13 protein-coding genes are annotated in these 18934 nt (G+C 59.5%); 3 read left to right on the top strand and 10 right to left on the bottom strand.

All coding sequences use genetic code 11. The features are described 5' to 3' along the window. Nucleotides 1–141 precede the first annotated feature (141 nt). On the top strand, nt 142–1293 hold the full coding sequence (locus TU81_RS23660) for an MFS transporter (RefSeq protein ID WP_048396764.1): 1152 nt from the start codon (nt 142–144) through the stop codon (nt 1291–1293). Nucleotides 1294–1539: 246 nt separating this feature from the next. Here TU81_RS23660 and TU81_RS23655 read toward each other — a convergent pair whose 3' ends face one another. From TU81_RS23655 to TU81_RS23645, 3 genes are all read right to left on the bottom strand, one after another. Then, nucleotides 1540–3963, bottom strand: coding sequence for a TonB-dependent siderophore receptor (locus tag TU81_RS23655; protein ID WP_048396947.1), 2424 nt, complete (start codon nt 3961–3963; stop codon nt 1540–1542). 97 nt (nt 3964–4060) lie between these two features. Further along, a complete protein-coding gene (locus TU81_RS23650) occupies nt 4061–5035 on the bottom strand; it encodes a FecR family protein (RefSeq protein ID WP_048396762.1) in 975 nt (324 codons plus the stop codon). A 40-nt stretch (nt 5036–5075) separates the two neighbouring features. Continuing rightward, on the bottom strand, nt 5076–5576 hold the full coding sequence (locus tag TU81_RS23645; RefSeq protein WP_007907700.1) for a sigma-70 family RNA polymerase sigma factor: 501 nt from the start codon (nt 5574–5576) through the stop codon (nt 5076–5078). Nucleotides 5577–5785: 209 nt separating this feature from the next. On the opposite strand from TU81_RS23645, the gene TU81_RS23640 reads away from it, so the two are divergent. Both TU81_RS23640 and TU81_RS23635 read left to right on the top strand, forming a co-directional pair. After that, nucleotides 5786–6907, top strand: a complete 1122-nt coding sequence (locus tag TU81_RS23640) for an HlyD family secretion protein (RefSeq protein WP_048396761.1) — start codon at nt 5786–5788, stop codon at nt 6905–6907. Next, nucleotides 6904–8496 carry a DHA2 family efflux MFS transporter permease subunit gene (locus TU81_RS23635; RefSeq protein ID WP_048396759.1) on the top strand — a complete coding sequence of 531 codons (1593 nt, stop codon included), beginning with the start codon at nt 6904–6906 and terminating at the stop codon, nt 8494–8496. The genes TU81_RS23640 and TU81_RS23635 overlap by 4 nt, the downstream gene beginning before the upstream one ends. A gap of 147 nt (nt 8497–8643) precedes the next feature. Here TU81_RS23635 and TU81_RS23630 read toward each other — a convergent pair whose 3' ends face one another. The 7 genes from TU81_RS23630 to TU81_RS23600 all read right to left on the bottom strand — a co-directional run bounded on the left by TU81_RS23630 (nt 8644) and on the right by TU81_RS23600 (nt 18917). Beyond that, nucleotides 8644–8967, bottom strand: a complete 324-nt coding sequence (locus TU81_RS23630) for a hypothetical protein (protein WP_038982343.1) — start codon at nt 8965–8967, stop codon at nt 8644–8646. A 463-nt stretch (nt 8968–9430) separates the two neighbouring features. Further along, nucleotides 9431–9847: a hypothetical protein gene (locus TU81_RS23625; protein WP_038982342.1), complete on the bottom strand. Its 417-nt coding sequence runs from the start codon at nt 9845–9847 to the stop codon at nt 9431–9433. After that, nucleotides 9847–14646, bottom strand: a complete 4800-nt coding sequence (locus TU81_RS23620) for an RHS repeat-associated core domain-containing protein (RefSeq protein ID WP_048396757.1) — start codon at nt 14644–14646, stop codon at nt 9847–9849. The genes TU81_RS23625 and TU81_RS23620 overlap by 1 nt, the downstream gene beginning before the upstream one ends. Before the next feature lie 297 nt (nt 14647–14943). Further along, on the bottom strand, nt 14944–15384 hold the full coding sequence (locus TU81_RS23615) for a carboxymuconolactone decarboxylase family protein (RefSeq protein WP_048396755.1): 441 nt from the start codon (nt 15382–15384) through the stop codon (nt 14944–14946). Between the two features lie 241 nt (nt 15385–15625). After that, the gene (locus TU81_RS23610; protein ID WP_038982339.1) at nt 15626–17071 is read right to left on the bottom strand and encodes a mechanosensitive ion channel family protein; all 1446 of its coding nucleotides are present in this window, start codon (nt 17069–17071) and stop codon (nt 15626–15628) included. A 225-nt stretch (nt 17072–17296) separates the two neighbouring features. Further along, the gene (gene ycaC / locus TU81_RS23605; RefSeq protein WP_008011497.1) at nt 17297–17923 is read right to left on the bottom strand and encodes an isochorismate family cysteine hydrolase YcaC; all 627 of its coding nucleotides are present in this window, start codon (nt 17921–17923) and stop codon (nt 17297–17299) included. Between the two features lie 127 nt (nt 17924–18050). Then, nucleotides 18051–18917, bottom strand: coding sequence for a pirin family protein (locus TU81_RS23600; protein ID WP_038982338.1), 867 nt, complete (start codon nt 18915–18917; stop codon nt 18051–18053). Nucleotides 18918–18934 lie beyond the last annotated feature (17 nt).

Below are 18934 nucleotides of genomic sequence, written 5' to 3'. Positions count from 1 at the left end.
GTCGACGATATCGCGAAACAGCGGCCGGCTGTGCAAGGATGTCACCCTGCCTGACTGCGATTCCACCCGGACGTGCTGAGCGAACCCTTTGCGGTTGTTCACTGTCCCTTGGGGACGCGACGTTTTTTGCCAAGGATTGATATGACCAACCTCAACACCCAAGCCACCTTCGTCCCCGGACGTCTGGAACAGATGTCCACCCGCATCGCCTTTTTCATCGCAGGCTTCGGCATCGCGGCCTGGGCGCCACTGGTGCCTTACGCCAAGGCGCGGGCCGGGCTGGATGAAGGCACCCTAGGACTGTTGCTGTTGTGTCTGGGAGTGGGCTCGATTCTGGCGATGCCCATGGCCGGTATTCTGGCGACGCGTTTCGGCTGCCGTCGGGTGTTGAGCGGCGGGACTTTGTTGATCTGTGCGGCACTGCCGCTGTTGGCGACGGTGTCTACGATTCCGGCATTGATTGCGGCGTTGTTCATGTTCGGCGCGGGCCTGGGCACGGTGGATTCGACGGTGAACCTGCAAGCGGTAATCGTTGAGCGAGCCAGCGGCAAGACCATGATGTCGGGGTTTCATGGGTTGTTCAGCCTTGGCGGAATCGTCGGCGCGGCGGGTGTCAGCGCGCTGCTCGGCTTGGGGATGTCGCCACTGGGGGCGATGCTGGTGGTGATCGTGCTGCTGGTGGTGGCGTTGCTCAAGGCCGCGCCGCATCTATTGCCCTATGGCAGCGAAAGCTCCGGCCCGGCGTTTGCCGTGCCGCATGGCATCGTGCTGTTTATCGGCGGGATGTGTTTCATCGTGTTCCTGGCCGAAGGTGCGGCGCTCGACTGGAGCGCGGTGTTCCTGGCGCAGGAGCGCGGGATCGACACGGCGTATGCAGGGCTGGGTTATGCGGCGTTTGCGTTGACCATGACTGTCGGGCGTTTGACCGGCGATGCGATTGTCCGGCGCCTCGGTGCTACACGAGTGATTGTGTTCGGTGGATCGACGGCCGCGGCGGGCCTGGCGCTGGCGACATTCGCACCGAGCTGGGAAGCGGCACTGGTGGGTTATGCGCTGCTCGGCGCTGGCTGTTCGAACATCGTACCGGTGCTCTATACCGCCGTGGGCAAACAGACCGTCATGCCGGAAAGCATTGCCGTGCCGGCCATTACCACCCTGGGTTATGCAGGGATTCTCGCCGGGCCTGCGGTGATCGGCTTTATCGCCCATGGCAGCAGTTTGAGTTTTGCCTTTGGGTTGATGGCGGTGTTGCTGGTGGCCGTGGCGATTGGCGGGAAGGTGTTGAAGGTTTAAAAGCATCGCGGGCAAGCCTCGCTCCCACAAGGATCTTCAGTGAACACAGCATTTGTGTACGCCAAAGATCATGTGGGAGCGGGCTTGCTCGCGAAAGCGTTGGGTCAGGCGACGGCTTTTTCGGCTGGATGTCCGTCTTCGCGGGCAAGCCTCGCTCCTACAAGAGATCTTCAGCGGACACAGATTTTGTGTACGACACAGATCCTGTGGGAGCGGGCTTGCCCGCGATGAAGTTAACTCGGTCGATCAGAACCCGACGCTGGCCTGCACGAAGAATGTACGTGGTGCGCCGACGTACATCCCCGAGTTGTTGTCGCTGGAGCGGGTGAAGTATTGCTTGTCGAAAATGTTCTTCACCCCTGCGCCGACTTTCAGGTTCGACAGTTGCGAGCCAAAGTCATACCCCCCACGCACGTTCCAGGTGACGTAACCCGGGATGTCGCCGTACTGGCCGTCCGCGCTGCCTTCAGTGATGTAGTTGCCGCTGAAACTGCCATCAGCGTTCACCGCGGTGCCTGGCGAGCGCTGTTTGGATTGGGCAAAGGCATCGAGGTTGTAGGTCCAGCGGTTAATGTCGTAACGCAGGCCGGCGGTCGCCACCTGACGCGAATAGAACGGTAGGTCGCGGCCCTTGAAGCCTGGAATCTCGCCTTCATAAACGGCGCGGGTGTAGGTGAAACCGGCGTTGGCGGTCAGGCCGTCGAGCCGTGGGTCCAGCGCCGCCATGTCGTAATGCACCGAGGCTTCAAGGCCTTGGTGCGTGGTGGCGCCGAGGTTGGTCCAGCCCACATCGTTGCTGATGTATTGCAGTTCTTTATCGAAGTCGATGTAGAACAGCGTCACTTCCCCGCCCCAGACGTCATCGTTGTAGCGCGTGCCGATCTCGTAGGTCTTGGCCTTTTCCGGGTTCAGGCCGTTGGCGGTGTTGTCACCCGAGCCCCCCTGACCGAGCTGGAAATATTGCAGGCTGCCAAACGAGGTTTCGTAGTTGGCGAACAGCTTCCAGGCCTCGGACATGTGATACATCACGCTCAGGGCCGGCAGCGGTTCGTTGCTGTCGATGCTGCGGCGTTTTTCCTGCACAGGTTTGCCGGCGGTGTCGAGCACCGGCCGGTCGTGCCATTCGGTACTGATGCTTTCAAAACGGATGCCGGGTGTCACGGTCCAGTTGCCGACGTCGATCTTGTCATCGATGTACACAGCGTGGGCTTCGGTGCCGCCGGTGCGATCCTGGAACACATGACCATCGGAGGTTTTGGTGACCACCGGCTGATTGTTCACCAGCGCCAGACGGCTCGCCTCTTCATGCATGCCCTCTTTCAGGTAGCGATAACCGACGCTGGCTTCCTGAGTGGTCGGGCCCAGATCGAACACATGGGACACACGCGGTTCGATGCCGAAGGTGTAGTAAGTACGCGGATAAGAGCTGAGGGTTTTCTGGTCGCGAGCGGCGATGGTGCTGCCACGAAAACTGTCGGAATAGTAGGTCAGCACTTCGGCCTGGGTGCGGTCGTCGATCTGTCGAATCCACTTGAAGGACACGTCCTTGCGGCGGCCGCTGAAGTTGTCATGGTCGCGGTCGGACTGAAACGGATCAGCGTCGTACTGCTTCTGCGTCAGGCCACCGGGCATGTCGGCGCTGGCGTCGTAGTAATGGAAATTGAGGCTGAAATCGTCCTGATCGGTGGGCGCCCAATGGGTCTTGAGGATCACGTCGTCGATGTCATTACTGTTGTTGCTTTTGCGATAACCGTTGCCGTTCACGCCGGAATACAACAGCGCCACGCCCATGCCGTTATCGGCGGTGCCACCGAGAAACGCGGTGTCGATGTGTTTCCAGCCGCCGCGCTGGGTGGTTTCCAGGGTGGTGCCGATTTCGCCGGTGGCTTTCTCCGGGATCGCGCGGGTGACGAAGTTGATCACGCCACCGACGTTCTGCGGCCCATAACGCACGGAACCGGCGCCGCGCACCACGTCGATGCTGTCGAGGTTGCCGGAAGAAATCGGTGCCATGGACAGCTGCGGTTGCCCATAAGGGGCGAAGGCGGCCGGCACGCCGTCGATCAGCACGGTGGAGCGTGGCGACAGGCGCGAGGTCAGGCCACGCACGCCAACGTTCAGGGAAATGTCGCTGCCGCCGGTGCCGTTGGCGTCCTGCACTTGCACGCCGGGTACGCGACGCAGCACGTCACCAACGTTCATGGCGCCCTGCTCGACCATGGCTTCACGACGGATCACCGTGCGCGCACCGGGATGGTTTTGCACCACGGCGGCGTTGGCATCACCGAGCCAGTCGCCGACCACTTTGATGTCGGTCACGCCCAACTCCAGCGGACCGTTGGCGGCGGAAGTCGGGGCTGGTATCAGGGTCACCGAGCCTTCATCGATCTGATATTCCAGACCGCTGCCTTGCAGCAATTGGCGCAAAGCCTGTTCCGGCGAGAGATTGCCATCGACTGCCAGAGCCTGTTTGCCGGCCACCAGTTCAGGGCTGAAAAAAACCTGCAGCGAGGTTTGCTGACCCAACTGACTCAAGGCCTGACCCAGCGGCTGCGCCTGAATATGAATGGCATCGGCAGCGAACGCCTGGGGCAGCGCCGAGCTGACCGCCAGGGCGAGAGCGAGGGGCAACCAGGATGATTTGTTATTTTTAGCGGTGGTTTTTTTCACGTCGAACATTGTCCTGTGGATCGCAAGAGTGTGCGGCTGTTAATGCAAACCAGTTGCAGTTGGACAAGAAGACGAAGAACTCGAAAAAAACCTGAATCTATCGGGCAATTATTTCCTGACTGCCGTCATCGAGGGTGCGAATGGCTACCGGCAGAATGCTCGGCAAGGCCTTGAGCAAGGCGTCGGTGTTGTCGGATTTGAACACGCTGGTCAGGCGCAGATCGCCCACTTTGGCGCTACCGACCGTCAGTGGTTTTGCCCGATAACGCGACACTTCTTCGGCCACTTCGCTGAGGCTGGCATTGTTGAATACCAGTTTGCCGTTGCGCCACGCGGTCAGTTCGGCAGAGTTGACCGTATAGGCCGCGGCCACCTTCCCCAGAGCATCGACGCGAGTGCCAAGGCCAGCGGTGAGGCTGACGAAATCGGCGCCGCTACCTTGAACCTTGACCGTGCCCTGCTCCACCGCGACCCGGGTTTCAGTGTTGTCGCGACGTACGTCGAAACGGGTGCCAGTGACCGTGACCTTGCCGCTGCCCGCCTCGACCACGAACGGTCGGCTGCTGTCGTGCTCGACGCTGAACATCGCCTCGCCTTGCGTCAACTCGATGCCGCGACGATCTTTTTCATAGCGCACCTGCACCCGGCTGCGGCTGTTCATATCGATCACCGAACCGTCTGGCAACGCCACATGACGACGCTCGCCAAGGGCCGTGGAATATTCAGCGGTGTAGGTCGCCGGAGGGTTCAAGCCACTGAACAACCCCAGGCCGAGCGCCACCGCCAACACACTGGCGGCCACCGCGTAACGCACCAGCGGATGACGTGTGCGGCGCGCCGGCGGGGTTTCGCACAAGGCGTGCAAACGCTTGGCGGGCAGCAGATCTGTTGCCGCCCACAGGCTCTGGAGCATTTGATATTCGTCGCGATGCTGAGGGTGTTCGTCCAGCCAGATCTCGAAGCCTCGCCGATCTTCGGCGTTGACGGCAGGTTCCTGCAAACGCACAAACCACCGCGCCGCGTCATCGCGAACCGTTGTTTGCCCGCACGCACAATCACGAGTATCCATCATGGAAAGTCCTGTTTGGCCGGGGATGAAAAGGCGCGGCGAATCATGGCTGTAACCCGTCCAGGCGATCACGCAAATGCCGCAGGGTGCGGATCATATACTTTTCCACCATGTTCTTGGACAGCCCCAGGCGCTCAGCGATTTCGGCCTGGGTCAGGCCTTCGATCTTCTGCCAGACGAACACCTTGCGACAGTTGACCGGCAGCTCGGTGAGCGCCCGTTCGATGGAATCCGCCAACTGGATCGCGTGCATGAAATGCTCCGGGTCGCCGGACGACGACACACTGTGATCGATCGCCTCCGACTCCATGGCGCCCCGCCGATCCTCACGCCGATAACCGTCCACCGCAATGTTGCGCGCGGTCTGGTGCAAATACGCCCGAGGTTGTTGCACCGCCGCCGAATCAGACTCAAGCACCCGCACGAAGGTGTCATGGGCCAGGTCCTCGGCCTGCTGACGATTTCTCAGGCGACGGGTCCAGGTGCCGATCAACTCTTCGTAATGCTCGAAAAAGCCGTGTCTGCGGGGCAGCTTGGGGGTCATTGCGGTGTGCTGTGGGGAGGAGGCGTGAATAGTAATGCTTCCTATTAAGGCCGGCAAATCATTCCTCAGAGCGTCTGATAAAGAGTCAAGCAGTGATAGAAGCCAATCATTTCCCTCACTATTCCAAGAGCACCTGACGATCGGCAGCAGAAAACAATTGTCAGTTAATATTACCTACGTCATATTACAGATGTAATAAAGCGCCGTTCATGACCAGCATGCCCAGCCTTGAACCCGACCTTGCTGTCCCGGTGAGCACACCCAAGCCTCCCCTGCTTAAAAGGCTGGTCTTGCTGACGGCAGCCATCGCTGCCTTAGTGTTTATCGGGTTGTACGCAGCTCATTGGTGGACCGCCGGGCGTTTCATCGAAGAAACCGACGATGCCTATATCGGTGGTGACGTCACGGTGATCGGGCCGAAAGTCGCGGGGTATATCGAAGAAGTGCTGGTCACCGACAACCAGAAGGTCAAGGCTGGCGATGTGCTGATTCGGCTCGACGCCCGTGACTATCGCGCCAACCTGGCCAAGGCCGAAGGTGCGGTGGCTGCCGAAGAAGCGTTACTCGCCAACCTCGACGCCACCGAACAACTGCAACACGCGGTGATCGGCCAGGCCCGCGCCGGCATCGATGCCGCGGGTGCCGAAACCGCGCGCTCGCGGGACGATAACGCCCGCTACAAACGCCTGGTGAACAGCAATGCCGTCTCGGTGGAAAGCGCGCAACGGGCCGACGCCACCTTCAAGACTGCACAGGCGCAGAGTGCCCGAGCCCAAGCCGAATTGCTGGCCGCGCAACGCCAATTGAACGTGATTGAAACCCAGAAGCAGCAAGCGCGCGCCGCGTTGATCCAGGCGCGGGCCGAGCGTGATCTGGCGCAATTGAATGTCGGTTACACCGAGTTGAAAGCCCCCGTCGACGGCGTGATCGGCAATCGCCGGGCACGGGTCGGCGCTTATGCCCAGGCCGGTTCGCAACTGTTGTCGGTGGTGCCGGCCAGCGGGCTGTGGGTCGATGCCAATTTCAAGGAAGATCAGCTGTCGCGGATGACGCCGGGCCAACGTGTGATCGTTCATGCAGACGTGCTCAAGGGGCGTGAATTCCACGGTCATCTGGACAGCCTTGCGCCGGCCAGTGGTTCGCAGTTCAGCGTGCTGCCACCGGAAAACGCCACTGGCAACTTCACCAAAATTGTCCAGCGAGTGCCGGTGCGAATCCTGCTCGATCCCGCTGACGGCGTGCTCGGTCACCTGCGCCCCGGTTTGTCGGTGACTGCCGAAGTGGACACCCGCGCCGAGCCTGAAACCCCGACCGTGGCCAGCACACCATGAGTCGCGCCCTCGCCGCCCCCGCGCTGCCGTTCGACGCCGCCAACATGGCGACGGCGACCAAGGTGTTCGCCTTCGCCACGATGTGCATCGGCATGTTCATTGCGCTGCTGGATATCCAGATCGTCTCGGCGTCGCTGCGTGACATCGGCGGCGGGCTCTCGGCTGGCACCGACGAAACTGCATGGGTACAGACCAGTTACCTGATCGCCGAAATCATCGTGATTCCGCTGTCGGGTTGGCTGTCCCGAGTGTTCTCGACCCGTTGGTTGTTCTGCGCTTCGGCGGTGGGTTTCACTTTAGCCAGCCTGCTCTGCGGCGCGGCCTGGAACATCCAGAGCATGATCGCCTTCCGCGCCTTGCAAGGGTTTCTCGGTGGTTCGATGATCCCGCTGGTGTTCACCACCGCGTTCTTTTTCTTCACCGGTAAACAACGGGTAATCGCCGCCGCGACCATCGGTGCCGTGGCCTCGCTGGCACCGACGCTGGGGCCGGTGATCGGGGGCTGGATCACCGACATTTCGTCCTGGCACTGGCTGTTCTACATCAACCTGGTGCCGGGAATTTTCGTCGCGGTGGCGGTGCCGATGCTGGTGAAAATCGACCAGCCGGAACTGTCGCTGCTCAAGGGTGCCGACTACCTGAGCATGCTGTTCATGGCGGTGTTTCTCGGTTGCCTGCAATACACCCTCGAAGAAGGCCCACGCTTCAACTGGTTCAGCGACAGCACGATCCTGACCACCGCCTGGATCAGCGGCCTGGCCGGATTGGCTTTCATCGGTCGGACCTTGCACGTGGCCAATCCGATCGTCGATCTGCGTGCCTTGAAAGACCGCAACTTCGCCCTCGGTTGTTTCTTTTCGTTCGTCACGGGGATCGGCCTGTTCGCGACTATTTACCTGACGCCACTGTTTCTCGGTCGTGTACGTGGCTACGGCGCGCTGGATATTGGCCTGGCGGTTTTTTCCACCGGGGTGTTCCAGATTCTGGCGATTCCACTGTACGCCTTTCTGGCCAACCGCATTGACCTGCGCTGGGTCATGATGATCGGCCTTGGGTTGTTCGCCTTGTCGATGTGGGATTTCAGCCCGATCACCCACGACTGGGGGGCTAAGGAATTGATGCTGCCACAAGCCTTGCGCGGGATCGCTCAACAACTGGCAGTGCCGCCCGCGGTAACCCTGACCCTCGGCGGGTTGGCACCGGCACGGCTCAAACATGCCTCAGGGTTGTTCAACCTGATGCGCAACCTCGGCGGCGCGATGGGCATCGCGGCGTGCGCGACCATCCTCAATGACCGCACCAACCTGCACTTCACCCGGTTGGCGGAGAACCTCAACAGCACCAACGAAGCACTCAATCAGTGGCTATCCCAGGTCGGCAATAACTTCGCCGCCCTCGGCCAAAGCGGTGACATCGGCGTCACCGCCAGCCTGCGTCAGTTGTGGCTGCTGACCTACCGCGAAGCGCAGACACAAACCTATGGCGACGCGTTCCTGATGATCATGGTCTGCTTCATCCTCGCCACGGCGATGGTGCCCTTGATGCGCAAGATACAACCACCGGCCGCGCCGAGTGCTGATGCGCATTGAGGCTTGCCCCTGTTGGGTCGCGAAGCGGCCCCTCTCCCGACACAGAAGCATAAGAAGGCCCCCCGTAGGAGCTGCCGAAGGCTGCGATCTTTTGATCTTGCTCTTGTGGCGAGGGAGCTTGCCCCCTCGCCACAACAACGCCCGCCGCTACTCCGAAGGCCGTGCCCTCAACCGCCGCCCAATCACATCCAGCACATCGCACCCATCCCGCAGAGGAATGGCGCAGAGCAAAGCAAAGTCGCTGAGAATCATCGAATCGCATTCGACTGAGCCGCGCATGGACAGATTTTCGAGCACCTGCGTTACAGCACGAATTCGATAGCTGGCGGCGTCGGTCAGGATATCGAGCGGCGCGTGGGTATCGACGAACAGGGTGGGCATGTCGGTGCAGTTGCTGGTGAGCGCCATGAAGCGGTTTTTGGGGTGGGGAATTGGTTTTTCGTAGGGTGGATCGGGGTGAAGATTTTTCATTTTTAAACCTCTGGTAGAAGTGGAGCTACCATCAGCCTTCCTACAGGCTTGGGTGGCAGCTATACGCGGGGTAGGAATATCGAGACCAGAGAACTCGACCACACCGAAGCGTGCCCGCGCACAGCCGCCGCAACTGATCTTACGGACGCACGTTGATGGCCGCAAATTCAGGTGTCGACGCCAAAGCGTCCTCTCTAGTCTTGAAGGGTTCCTACACCCTGCCACTGAATTTTCAGTGACTGCCAAAGACTATCGATGGAGCTCATTTCGCACCAGTTCATGGAAACCGCTACGAGTTGAAGGAAACTTCCGACGAGCTTGTCCGGAAATTTCGCGGCCTATGAGACCGCCATCGCGGGCAAGCCTCGCTCCTACAGATCACCGCCGTCCTGTAGGAGCGAGGCTTGCCCGCGATTGAGCGCGAAGCGGTCATAAAATCCTTCAGACACTAAATTAACGGACTTCACCATGTGGACTGATCTTCAAGGCTGGCCTTATGAAGATCGTCTTTCCACTCTTCGCTCGCCAATCTATATATATCCTCAAAAAAACCACGAGGGTCTTTCAGCGCATACCATTCAGTTCGCGGCCAACTTGAGTCATACACATCGTCTATATTGAACAAAATTTGAAAGTCATAGTTACAATCTTTTAGCTTTTCGGCCAAAAACTCAAACAACACAAACTTGTGCCGATAAGATAAACACCTCAATTTCAAACTATACCTAACGATCAGAACATCTCTATCAACCTGATTATCAGGATCAAAGGCTACGAGTTCTTCCCCTCGAGTCTCCTCACGATCATAGACATTAAACACCCCAATAAACCACATCAGGTTCGGTTCAAAATCTTCATTCATAAAGGGATCTTTCAACATCACTTTCTCTCCGAGGGAAAACCCGTATACGGCCAAGCTACCTTATCCTGATCAAACTTAACCTCAAACCAATCTAAATCATCATTCAGCGTGGGATTTGGATTGTCTTTTTTGTTCGGTCGATAACCGCGACCCGCACCAGGCAACTCCATCCTTACAATTGGGTCATTATTGTGATCCCGACCTGTATATGGGTCCAGCCCGAGCCTTTCCCTCGTCATAGCTTTGTTCAACGCATTAAAATGAACTCTCCAGTTTGCGAACTGGGAGCTTAAATTTCCTCTTGGTGGTACTGGAACTCTTCCCGTTTCAGGGTGTGCTCCATTAATAGCCCTCTGCTTTAGTGCAGCATCAGGTATTTCTGAACTGTGCTTTTTAACAGTGTGCATGTCGTATTTATCCTCCATCGCCATGACCCGCCCCTTGGCATTCGCCTCAGCCAACTCATCTATCCGCGCGCGCCGCTGTTCAGTCGTCAGCTTCGGCAGCGGTGGGTCACCCTCATCCACCTTGACACCAGCAACACCATCCGGCGCGGAACACCCAGGCTTATTCGGTGGCGGACAGTTCCCGCTCAACCCCAACGGATCAACCCATCCCGTTGGATTCGGGGTGTATTGATACTGGTTCAGCCCACCCGCCAACTTGACCGGATCCGGCGTCAGGTATCGACCAACCTCCGGATCATAGTACCGATGCCGGTTGTAGTGCAGACCGCTCTCGGCGTCGAAATATTGCCCCTGAAACCGCAGCGGCTGATCGAGCTGCTCGCCCCCACCGAGCGCCAGACGCGTGACTTTGCCGTAGGCGCTGTACTTCGCCGACCAGACAATCTCACCACCAAAATCCGTCAGTTCCTGCGGCGTTCCAAGGTGATCGAGTTGGTAGTAAAACGGGCAGGCCTTTTTCGGGCCTTTGCCGTCGAGCATGGCCAATGGGCGGAAGCTGCCCGGCTCGTATAGGTAGCTGCGGTAATGCTCTTTGCTGCTTTCAGCGACGAGGTTATCGCCCTGCCAGAAAAACTCGGTAGTTTTGCCATCGACGGTTTTGGCGATGCGGCGGCCGAAGGCGTCGTAGCGGTAGCTGGAGCAACGACCGTCCGGGGTAGTGACGCCGACCAGTCGGTGCTGGCAGTCGTAGCGGTATTCGGTGACGAGTTTTTGCGCGGTGCCGCGGCGTTCGCGGATGAGGTTGCCGAAGGCGTCGTAGTCGTAGTGGCGGTCGCCTTGCATGAGCAGACGATTACCCATCACCTTCGCGGCGCCGGGACGGTCCTGCATCAGCAGGTTGCCGGCCGGATCGTGGGCGAAGGTTTCCGGTGGGGCGTCGCGGGAATGGCGCACGCGAATCAGGCGGTTGAGCGGGTCGTACTGGTAGCTGCGTTGGCCGTGGCGGGTGTCGGCGATCTGGTCGAGGTTGCCGTTGAGGCTGTAGGCATAGTCGCGGCGGTACAGGCTTTTTTGCTGTTGGCTGACAGCATGGGCCTTCAAACGGCCTTGGTCGTCGTAGGCGTATTCGCTGAGCAGCAGGCCCTGTTGGCGTTGTTGCTCTTGACCGAATTTGTACGTGTGGCTTGTAAGACGTGCACCGTTGAGGTCGATGGCCGTCAGCGCGCCGCCCTTGGCGTGGTGGTAATCGAGTTTGCTGCCGTCTGGCAGGCGCAGGCGGTTGAGCTGGCCGCAGGCGTCATAGGCATAACGCAAGGTGCCCCAGCCCTGATGCTCGGTGATCAGGCGATCCTGTTGGTCGTACTCGAATTCCAGCGGATGGTCGTGGCCATCGTCGACGCTGGTCAGTCGGCCCAGCGAGTCGTAGCGGTACTTGACCTGGATGCCATCGGGCAGGGTCTTGGTTAGCAACCGTCCGGCCGAGTCCCGCTCATAAGCCGTAACCAGCTGCGAGCCGTCGTCGCCGAACTCGGTTTTCTCCAGCAGGTGGCCGTTGAGGTCGTAGGCATACGCGGTGCGGCGGCCGTCGAATCCGGTTTCCTGTCGGATCAGGCCGTTGGCCGTGTAGTCCAGCCGATATTTTTCACCGGATTCGTTTTCGATTTCCGTGAGCAGCAGCTGCGCGTTGTCGTAGCGGTACTGGAGCTGGGTTCCATCCGGATTGATCCGGCGGCTGACCAGGTGCAGGTCGTCGGCGTATTCGTAGCGGGTGATGCGACCCAGTTCATCGCGCTCCGCGGTGATCTGGCCGTAGGCGTTGTAGCTGAACCCGCGGCTGGCGCCGGTAGGCAAAGTCGTCTGGAGCAGTCGGCCGATGGCATCCCATTGGTAGCGGGTGACCGCGCCGTGTTCATCCTGACGGGTCGTCTGCCGACCCAGCGCATCGTAGGAAAACTTTCGCTGCCCACCGTCCGGCAAAGTCTCTTCGAGCAACTGCCCCAAGGCATTCCAGACGAACACATGTCGGCTGGTGTCCGGGTAGCGGATCGACAGCAGCTGACCTTTTTCGTCGTAGTGATAGTGGGTGACCTGCCCGTCAGGATCGGTCGCCTCAGTGACATCGCCCTGGGCATTGCGCTGGTAGGTCCACACCGCTTTGCCGCGATAGCGCGCATGCAGGAAACCGTTGCGATACTCGTAGGCCGTTGGCTCGTCTTCCGGCGAAATCAGCGCCACCAACCGTCCGACTTCGTCGTAACGGTATTCGGTGACGGCGCCGAGCGGATCCTGCTCGGCCACCAACCGGCCGTTGTCGTCATAGGCCTTGAGCTGTTCACCACCGTTCAGCTCGACCTTACGCACCAGCCGCGCGCGGTCGTCGTGGAGGTAAACCTCTTCACTGCCATCGATGTTCAGGACCGTAACGCTGCCGTGGTCATCCCAGACATAACGCGCATCCATCTGCGCAAACGACGCCCAGTGCCGGATGCAGCGCGCTGCCTTGCCAGACCTTTCCCACGCCCAGAAGAAACTCGCGCCACCGGCCAGTTGCCGCTGCAGGATCACGTGCCGGTCGTCGTAATCGTAACGCTCGCTTTCCCCGGCGGCGTTGCTCGCTTCGATCAGATGAGCGCGTTCGTCGTAGCGGTAACTGACCAGCGTCTGCTCGGTGTGCCAGGCCTCGGCGAGGGTCTGCGCCGGGACAAAAACCTGATAGTCGACGGCGATCAGATGAGCGCGGTCATAGCGTAACAACAAGGCGCGGCCGGCACCGTTGTCGAGGCGCTGAATGCGCTGCTGGCGATCGCGGGTGATGCGCAGGCGGTTGTCGTATGCGTCGCTGATCGCCGTGAGACGACCGTTGTGAAAGTGGTAGAAACGCGCGTCGTCGCCGGCCTGGACGAGGATCAGTTCCTCGGGCTCATCGCCGAGATAAATCGCGGCGTGCGACAGGCTGTTGTGGATCGCCGGGCGCTCAATAGATGGCAGTGGGAAGGTGGTGCGGCGGTTTTCGTGGTCGATCCAGATGACCGTGTCGCCCTCGATTTCCAGCCGATGGGCGAGCGAATGGCTCCAGCCATAACCGAGGCCGCAATCGATCTCGGCGGCGCTGGTGCGATAGAGCCGGGTGAAGTCGAACGGCAGGATGCCGTCCAGCGAACCGTCGGTGAGGGTCAGCAGTTCTTCGCCGGTGACCATCGACACCGGGCATTTGTTGGTGGCGGTTTTGTCGGCGGAATCGGCGCTGTCGCCGTTGGGGTTGGTGGCCTGTTTCGAGGCGTCGTCGTGGTGTTCGTCTTTTTTCAGTGTGGTGTTGCGTTTGGCATCCCAGCGCAGCTGCATCCGACCTTTTTTCAGACCCGCTGCGACACCGCGTGCGGCGACTGCTTTGTACTGGTCGACGTACTTCATGAAACTGTCGATGATCGTGAAAATCGCTTTGATAAAGCGCACTACGGCATTGATGATTCGAGCGCCGTAGTTGACCAGGCGCATGCTCAGATAGGCGATCCCGGCACCCGCCCCGGCGAACGTCAGGACAATCCCGATCAGAATGTCGATCAGCAATTGCACCACGCCCGCCGAGACCGCTTCAGCGGTTTTACCGGCGATCTCGCTAGGTGGCAGCATGTCCAGCCACAGACTAGCTGTGCGCAGCAGCAAACACAGGGCCGCTTCGTCACTGGCCAGCAGCTGGATTTTTTGCATCACCTGCGGTGATTTTTCCGCCAGCTCGCGCAACTGATCGGCACCGCTACCCAATCGCTTAGCAAACCGGTCGGGATCCTTGAGGATGTCCGACAGCAGGCTGATGCTGTCCCATACACCTTCGATCGCCGCCCAACTCCCCGCAAGCATTCCATTGCCTACAGCAACCGAAGATGATTCCGACCACTTCGGCTTGAACGTCTGCCATTCCTCACGCAGCCAGTTATCGAGCTTCGTGGTCAGGCCGCCATAGGAAGAAAAAAGCTCATCAACTTGTTCCGGCGTCACTTCGCTGTGAACGTGAACGCGGTAGAACTTGCCCTCTTCCCCTCGGAATGTTCCCTTGCCGTTTTTATCGAGCGTGACCGGCGTCGACTTACCGCCATCCATCGCGATCACATCGACCTGAATGTCCCCCACGGGAATGTCATAAACCGATTCGAACTTGCTCTCGATTTCGAGCTTTCCGCCTTTCGGGCACTCGACGACGGTGGAGATAAACTCGTCGTCGCCGCTGCTGACAACGGTGCTGGAGCTTGCGAACCGGATGATCCGTTCCATGCCCATCAGCGACGGCAGATCCGCCACGTGGCTGGCCTGGTCGGCGGCTCGGTTGAGCCAGTGATTGAGCTGTTCGCGATAGAGCGAGAGGGTGTGCGGAAAGTTGTCGAGTTCCTCCTCGATGCGGGTAACGTGCTCCATCAACGCACCGAGAAGTACGGAGTTGCTGGATATAAGGAGTCGAACATGAGCAATCCCTCGCGCAGAAAATTAGGCGCGGGGACTTTGCGTGGGATCGATCAGGAAAGAAGTCGGGAAAGGTGGAAATAGCTGTAGGGGGATTCGCTGATTAACAGCGACTCAATAACGCGCAATCCAGGTGGGAGCAGGCTTGCTCGCGAAGACGGCAGCACAGTCAACATTGATGTCGCCTGACATACCGCTTTCGCGAGCAAGTCGGATCGCCGCTCTTAACTGACTGGCATTAGAGCCAGGGCGTTACGCCTGAGGCATTTTGCGAAAACCCACGGCCAGGCGATTCCAGCTGTTGATGGTGGAAATCGCCACGGTCAGGTCGACCATTTCCTTGGGGCTGAACTCGGCGCTGAGCAGCGCATAGTCTTCGTCCGGCGCGTGGGTCAAGCTCAGCTGGGTCAGGGATTCGGTCCAGGCCAGCGCGGCGCGCTCACGATCGGTGAAGAACGGTGCCTCGCGCCAGGCCGTCACGGCAAACAGCCGGCGTGGAGTTTCCCCGCCCTTGATGGCATCGACAGTGTGCATGTCGATGCAAAAGGCGCAGCCGTTGATCTGCGAAGCGCGCAGCTTGACCAGTTCGATCAGCGACTTTTCCAGCGGCAGCTTCGAGACGGCGGTTTCCAGGGCGATCATGGCTTTCAGGCCGTCTGGGGAGGCGGTGTAGAAATCGATACGAGGTTGCATGGTGAGCTCCAATCACGGGTGGGATTGGCGCTACGTTAATACCGACGTGGGGTTGAACAAATAGCCAATTATTGGGAAGTTGAGGATGCCAATAGACCATTGGGGGTTGCCTGTTCCGGCCTCTTCGCGAGCAAGCCCGCTCCCACATTAGATCTTCAGTGAACACAGGTTTTGTGTCCGGCCAAGATCAAGTGTGGGAGCGGGCTTGCTCGCGAAGGGGCCGGAACAGGCAACCAACACATCAGCCGCTACGACTACGCAACCACTGCAAAAACCCCTTCTTCGCCACCACCTTCGGCACTTCCTGAGTCAACGTCTGAGCCTTGTGCAAACGGAAATCGAGTAACGCCTTCATCGCTTCGCTGATGTCGTGTCGCGCCTCCAGGCACGGTTTGAGGTATTCCTTCTCGATCCGGTACAAACTGCAAAAAGTCTTGGCGCTGATGTCCGCCGGCACTGACGAATCAGACAATATCCCGGCCTCGCCAATCACCTCGCCCGGCCCCATGCGCCCGGATTCGAACTTGACCCCGCCACGGCTCAGCTCCACCGACACCACACCTGATTCGATGATGAACAAATGATCGCTGACCTCCCCCGCTGACAGGATCATTTCCCCGGCGCGGAAGGTTTGCAGGGTCATGTTCTGGCTAAAGGCTTCTTTCTCTTCCTGACGCAGGGTCGAGAAAATGTTCGAGCTTTCCAGCAGCGCCAGCGGCCGTGACAGGGTAGCGGGCGTATTGGGTTCGACGCTCGACAACAGGCTGATACCCGAAGCCTGCAAGTGCCGGAACGCCAGATCAAACAGCTGATTACGCACCATGCGCTTCTGGTCCATGGAGACCACGAACCCGCTGATTTCGTATTCCACACCGGCGCCGCCAGAGCTTTTCAACGCCACGCTCGCCGCCGGTTTGTTCAACAGAAGGCGGCAGCCCTGCACGGCCCGTTCCAGTGCATCGATCACCTTTTGCGGACGCGCATGGGGGCTTACTTGCAAGCTGATCGACACCCCGAAAATGTCACTGGGTCGGCTGAAGTTGATGATCTTGGCCTTGGCCGCCAACGAGTTGGGAATCACCGCCATGCTGCCTTGCGCGGTTTGCAGGCGCGTGGCGCGCCAGTCGATGTCGATGACCCGGCCTTCGGTGCCGTCGATGGAGATCCAGTCATCCAGTTGATAGGGTTTGGTAGTGTTGAGGACGATCCCGGAGAACACGTCGCTGAGGGTACTTTGCAAGGCCAGGCCGACGATGATCGCCAACGCACCGGACGTTGCCAGCACGCCCTTGACCGGCAAATCGAGCACGTATGCCAGGGCAGCGATGACCGCGATCAGGAAAATCACCGCGCCGAGCAGATCCTGCAACAAGCGCCCGGTGTGTCCGACCCGTTGCATCATCCCCGCACCGATCAACACCGTCAGGGTGCGCGCGGCGAACAGCCACCAGCCAATTTGCAAACCGGTTGCTGCCAGGTGCAACGGCACGTTGTCGGCCCAGGGCGCCGGCTCCATGGGGTTCAAGCCTTCGTTGAACAGCAGCACGCTGAACAACGAAAAAATTACCAGCCGTACCGCCAGTTTCCAGTTGCTGCCGCTGGCCGCGATCAAACGCCACAAAGCCAGATCGATCAGGATCAGGATCAGCGCGCTGAGCAACGGGTGATCGGTAAGCAGTGACAGCATCAAGCAACTCCAGCAATAGTACGGATGGGCACAGTGTAGGAGGATTTGATGTCTTCAGAACAACACAAAACACCGTGGGAGCGAGCTTGTGTGGCGAGGGGGCTTGCCCCCGTTGGGCCGCGCAGCGGACCCAAGACCTGCGAGCGCTGCGCACTCGAACGGGGGCAAGCCCCCTCGCCACACAAGCCCGCTCCCACAGGATATGTGTGTATGTGCTGCCAGGGTTTACTTGCTGTTGGTGAGGGTGTTGTAGCTGGTCATCAGGTTGCGGTAGTCCGGGATGTGGTTGGAGAACAGAGTCGCCAGGCCTTCCACGTCGTTGCGCCAGTCGCGATGCAGTTCACAGGCCAGGCCGAACCAGGTCATCAGCTGGGCGCCAGAGGATGACATGCGATCCCATGCCGATTGACGGGTCAGTTCGTTGAACGTGCCGGAAGCATCGGTCACCACGAACACCTCGAAGCCTTCAGCCAGGGCCGACAGCGCCGGGAATGCCACGCAGACTTCAGTTACCACACCGGCGATGATCAGTTGTTTCTTGCCGGTAGCCTTGATCGCCTTGACGAAATCTTCGTTGTCCCAGGCGTTGATCTGGCCTGGGCGAGCGATGTACGGCGCGTCCGGGAACAGTGCCTTGAGTTCCGGCACCAGCGGGCCATTGGGGCCGGTTTCGAAACTGGTGGTCAGAATCGTTGGCAGCTTGAAGTACTTGGCCAGGTCGGCCAGGGCCAGCACGTTATTCTTGAAACGGTCCGGATCGATGTCGCGCACCAGAGAAAGCAAACCCGCCTGATGATCCACCAGCAGAACGGCGGCGTTATCCTTGTCGAGACGTTTGTAGGAAGTAGTCATGGGTCAATCCTCGCTTTTTATCGATGCCGAACGGGCCGGCGTGAGTGAACTCTGATATTTCGTTAAAACGCGGCCAAGCAAGCGTAGTCAGCCAAGCCCGGCACGCCACAGCGTTACAACAAAGATTTCAACCGGGCATCCGGCCGAAGCGCCCCGACTGGAAGTCGGCAAAGGCCTGGTGAATCTCCTGCTCGGTGTTCATCACGAACGGGCCGTGGCCGACAATGGGCTCGTCGATCGGCTCGCCGCTGAGCAGCAGCACCACGGCGTCGTTATTGGCTTCCAGACTGAGCTGATCACCGTCGCGTTCGAACAGCGCCAACTGCCCTTCTCGAACCAATTCCACACCGTTGATCTGAACCGTGCCGCGCAGCACCACCAGTGCCGTGTTACGCCCTTCATGCAGATCCAGGGTCAGCAATTTGCCGGCGTTCAAGCGAACGTCCCACACGTCGATCGGCGTAAAGGTGCGCGCCGGGCCGCTATGGCCTTCGAACTCACCGGCGATCAAACGCAGGCTGCCAGTGTTGTTCTTCAGTGGGATGCTCGGGATGTCACCGTCGAGAATCGTCTGGTAACCGGGCTCAGCCATTTTGTCCCTGGCCGGCAGGTTGACCCACAGCTGCACCATTTCCAGGGTGCCGCCGCTCTTGGCGAAACTTTCGGAGTGGAACTCTTCATGAAGAATCCCCGAGGCCGCGGTCATCCATTGCACATCGCCAGGGCCGATCTTGCCGCCGCTGCCGGTGGAGTCGCGGTGTTCCACTTCGCCCTTGTAAACGATAGTCACGGTTTCGAAACCACGGTGCGGATGCTGACCAACGCCGCGACGCTCGGTGGTCGGGGTGAATTCGGCGGGACCGGCGTGATCCAGCAGCAGAAACGGGCTGATGTGTTTACCCAGGTTGTCGTAGGAAAACAGCGTGCGAACCGGAAAACCGTCGCCGACCCAATGAGGTCGTGGGCTGGTGTAGATACCGATGATGTTTTTCATCTTTTCCTCCAAATCTG

This window comes from Pseudomonas lini, from assembly GCF_001042905.1.
Classification (GTDB): Bacteria; Pseudomonadota; Gammaproteobacteria; order Pseudomonadales; family Pseudomonadaceae; genus Aquipseudomonas; species Aquipseudomonas lini.
The sequence above is the reverse complement of the archived record's forward strand: the minus strand, read 5'-3'. Positions and strand labels throughout refer to the sequence as shown.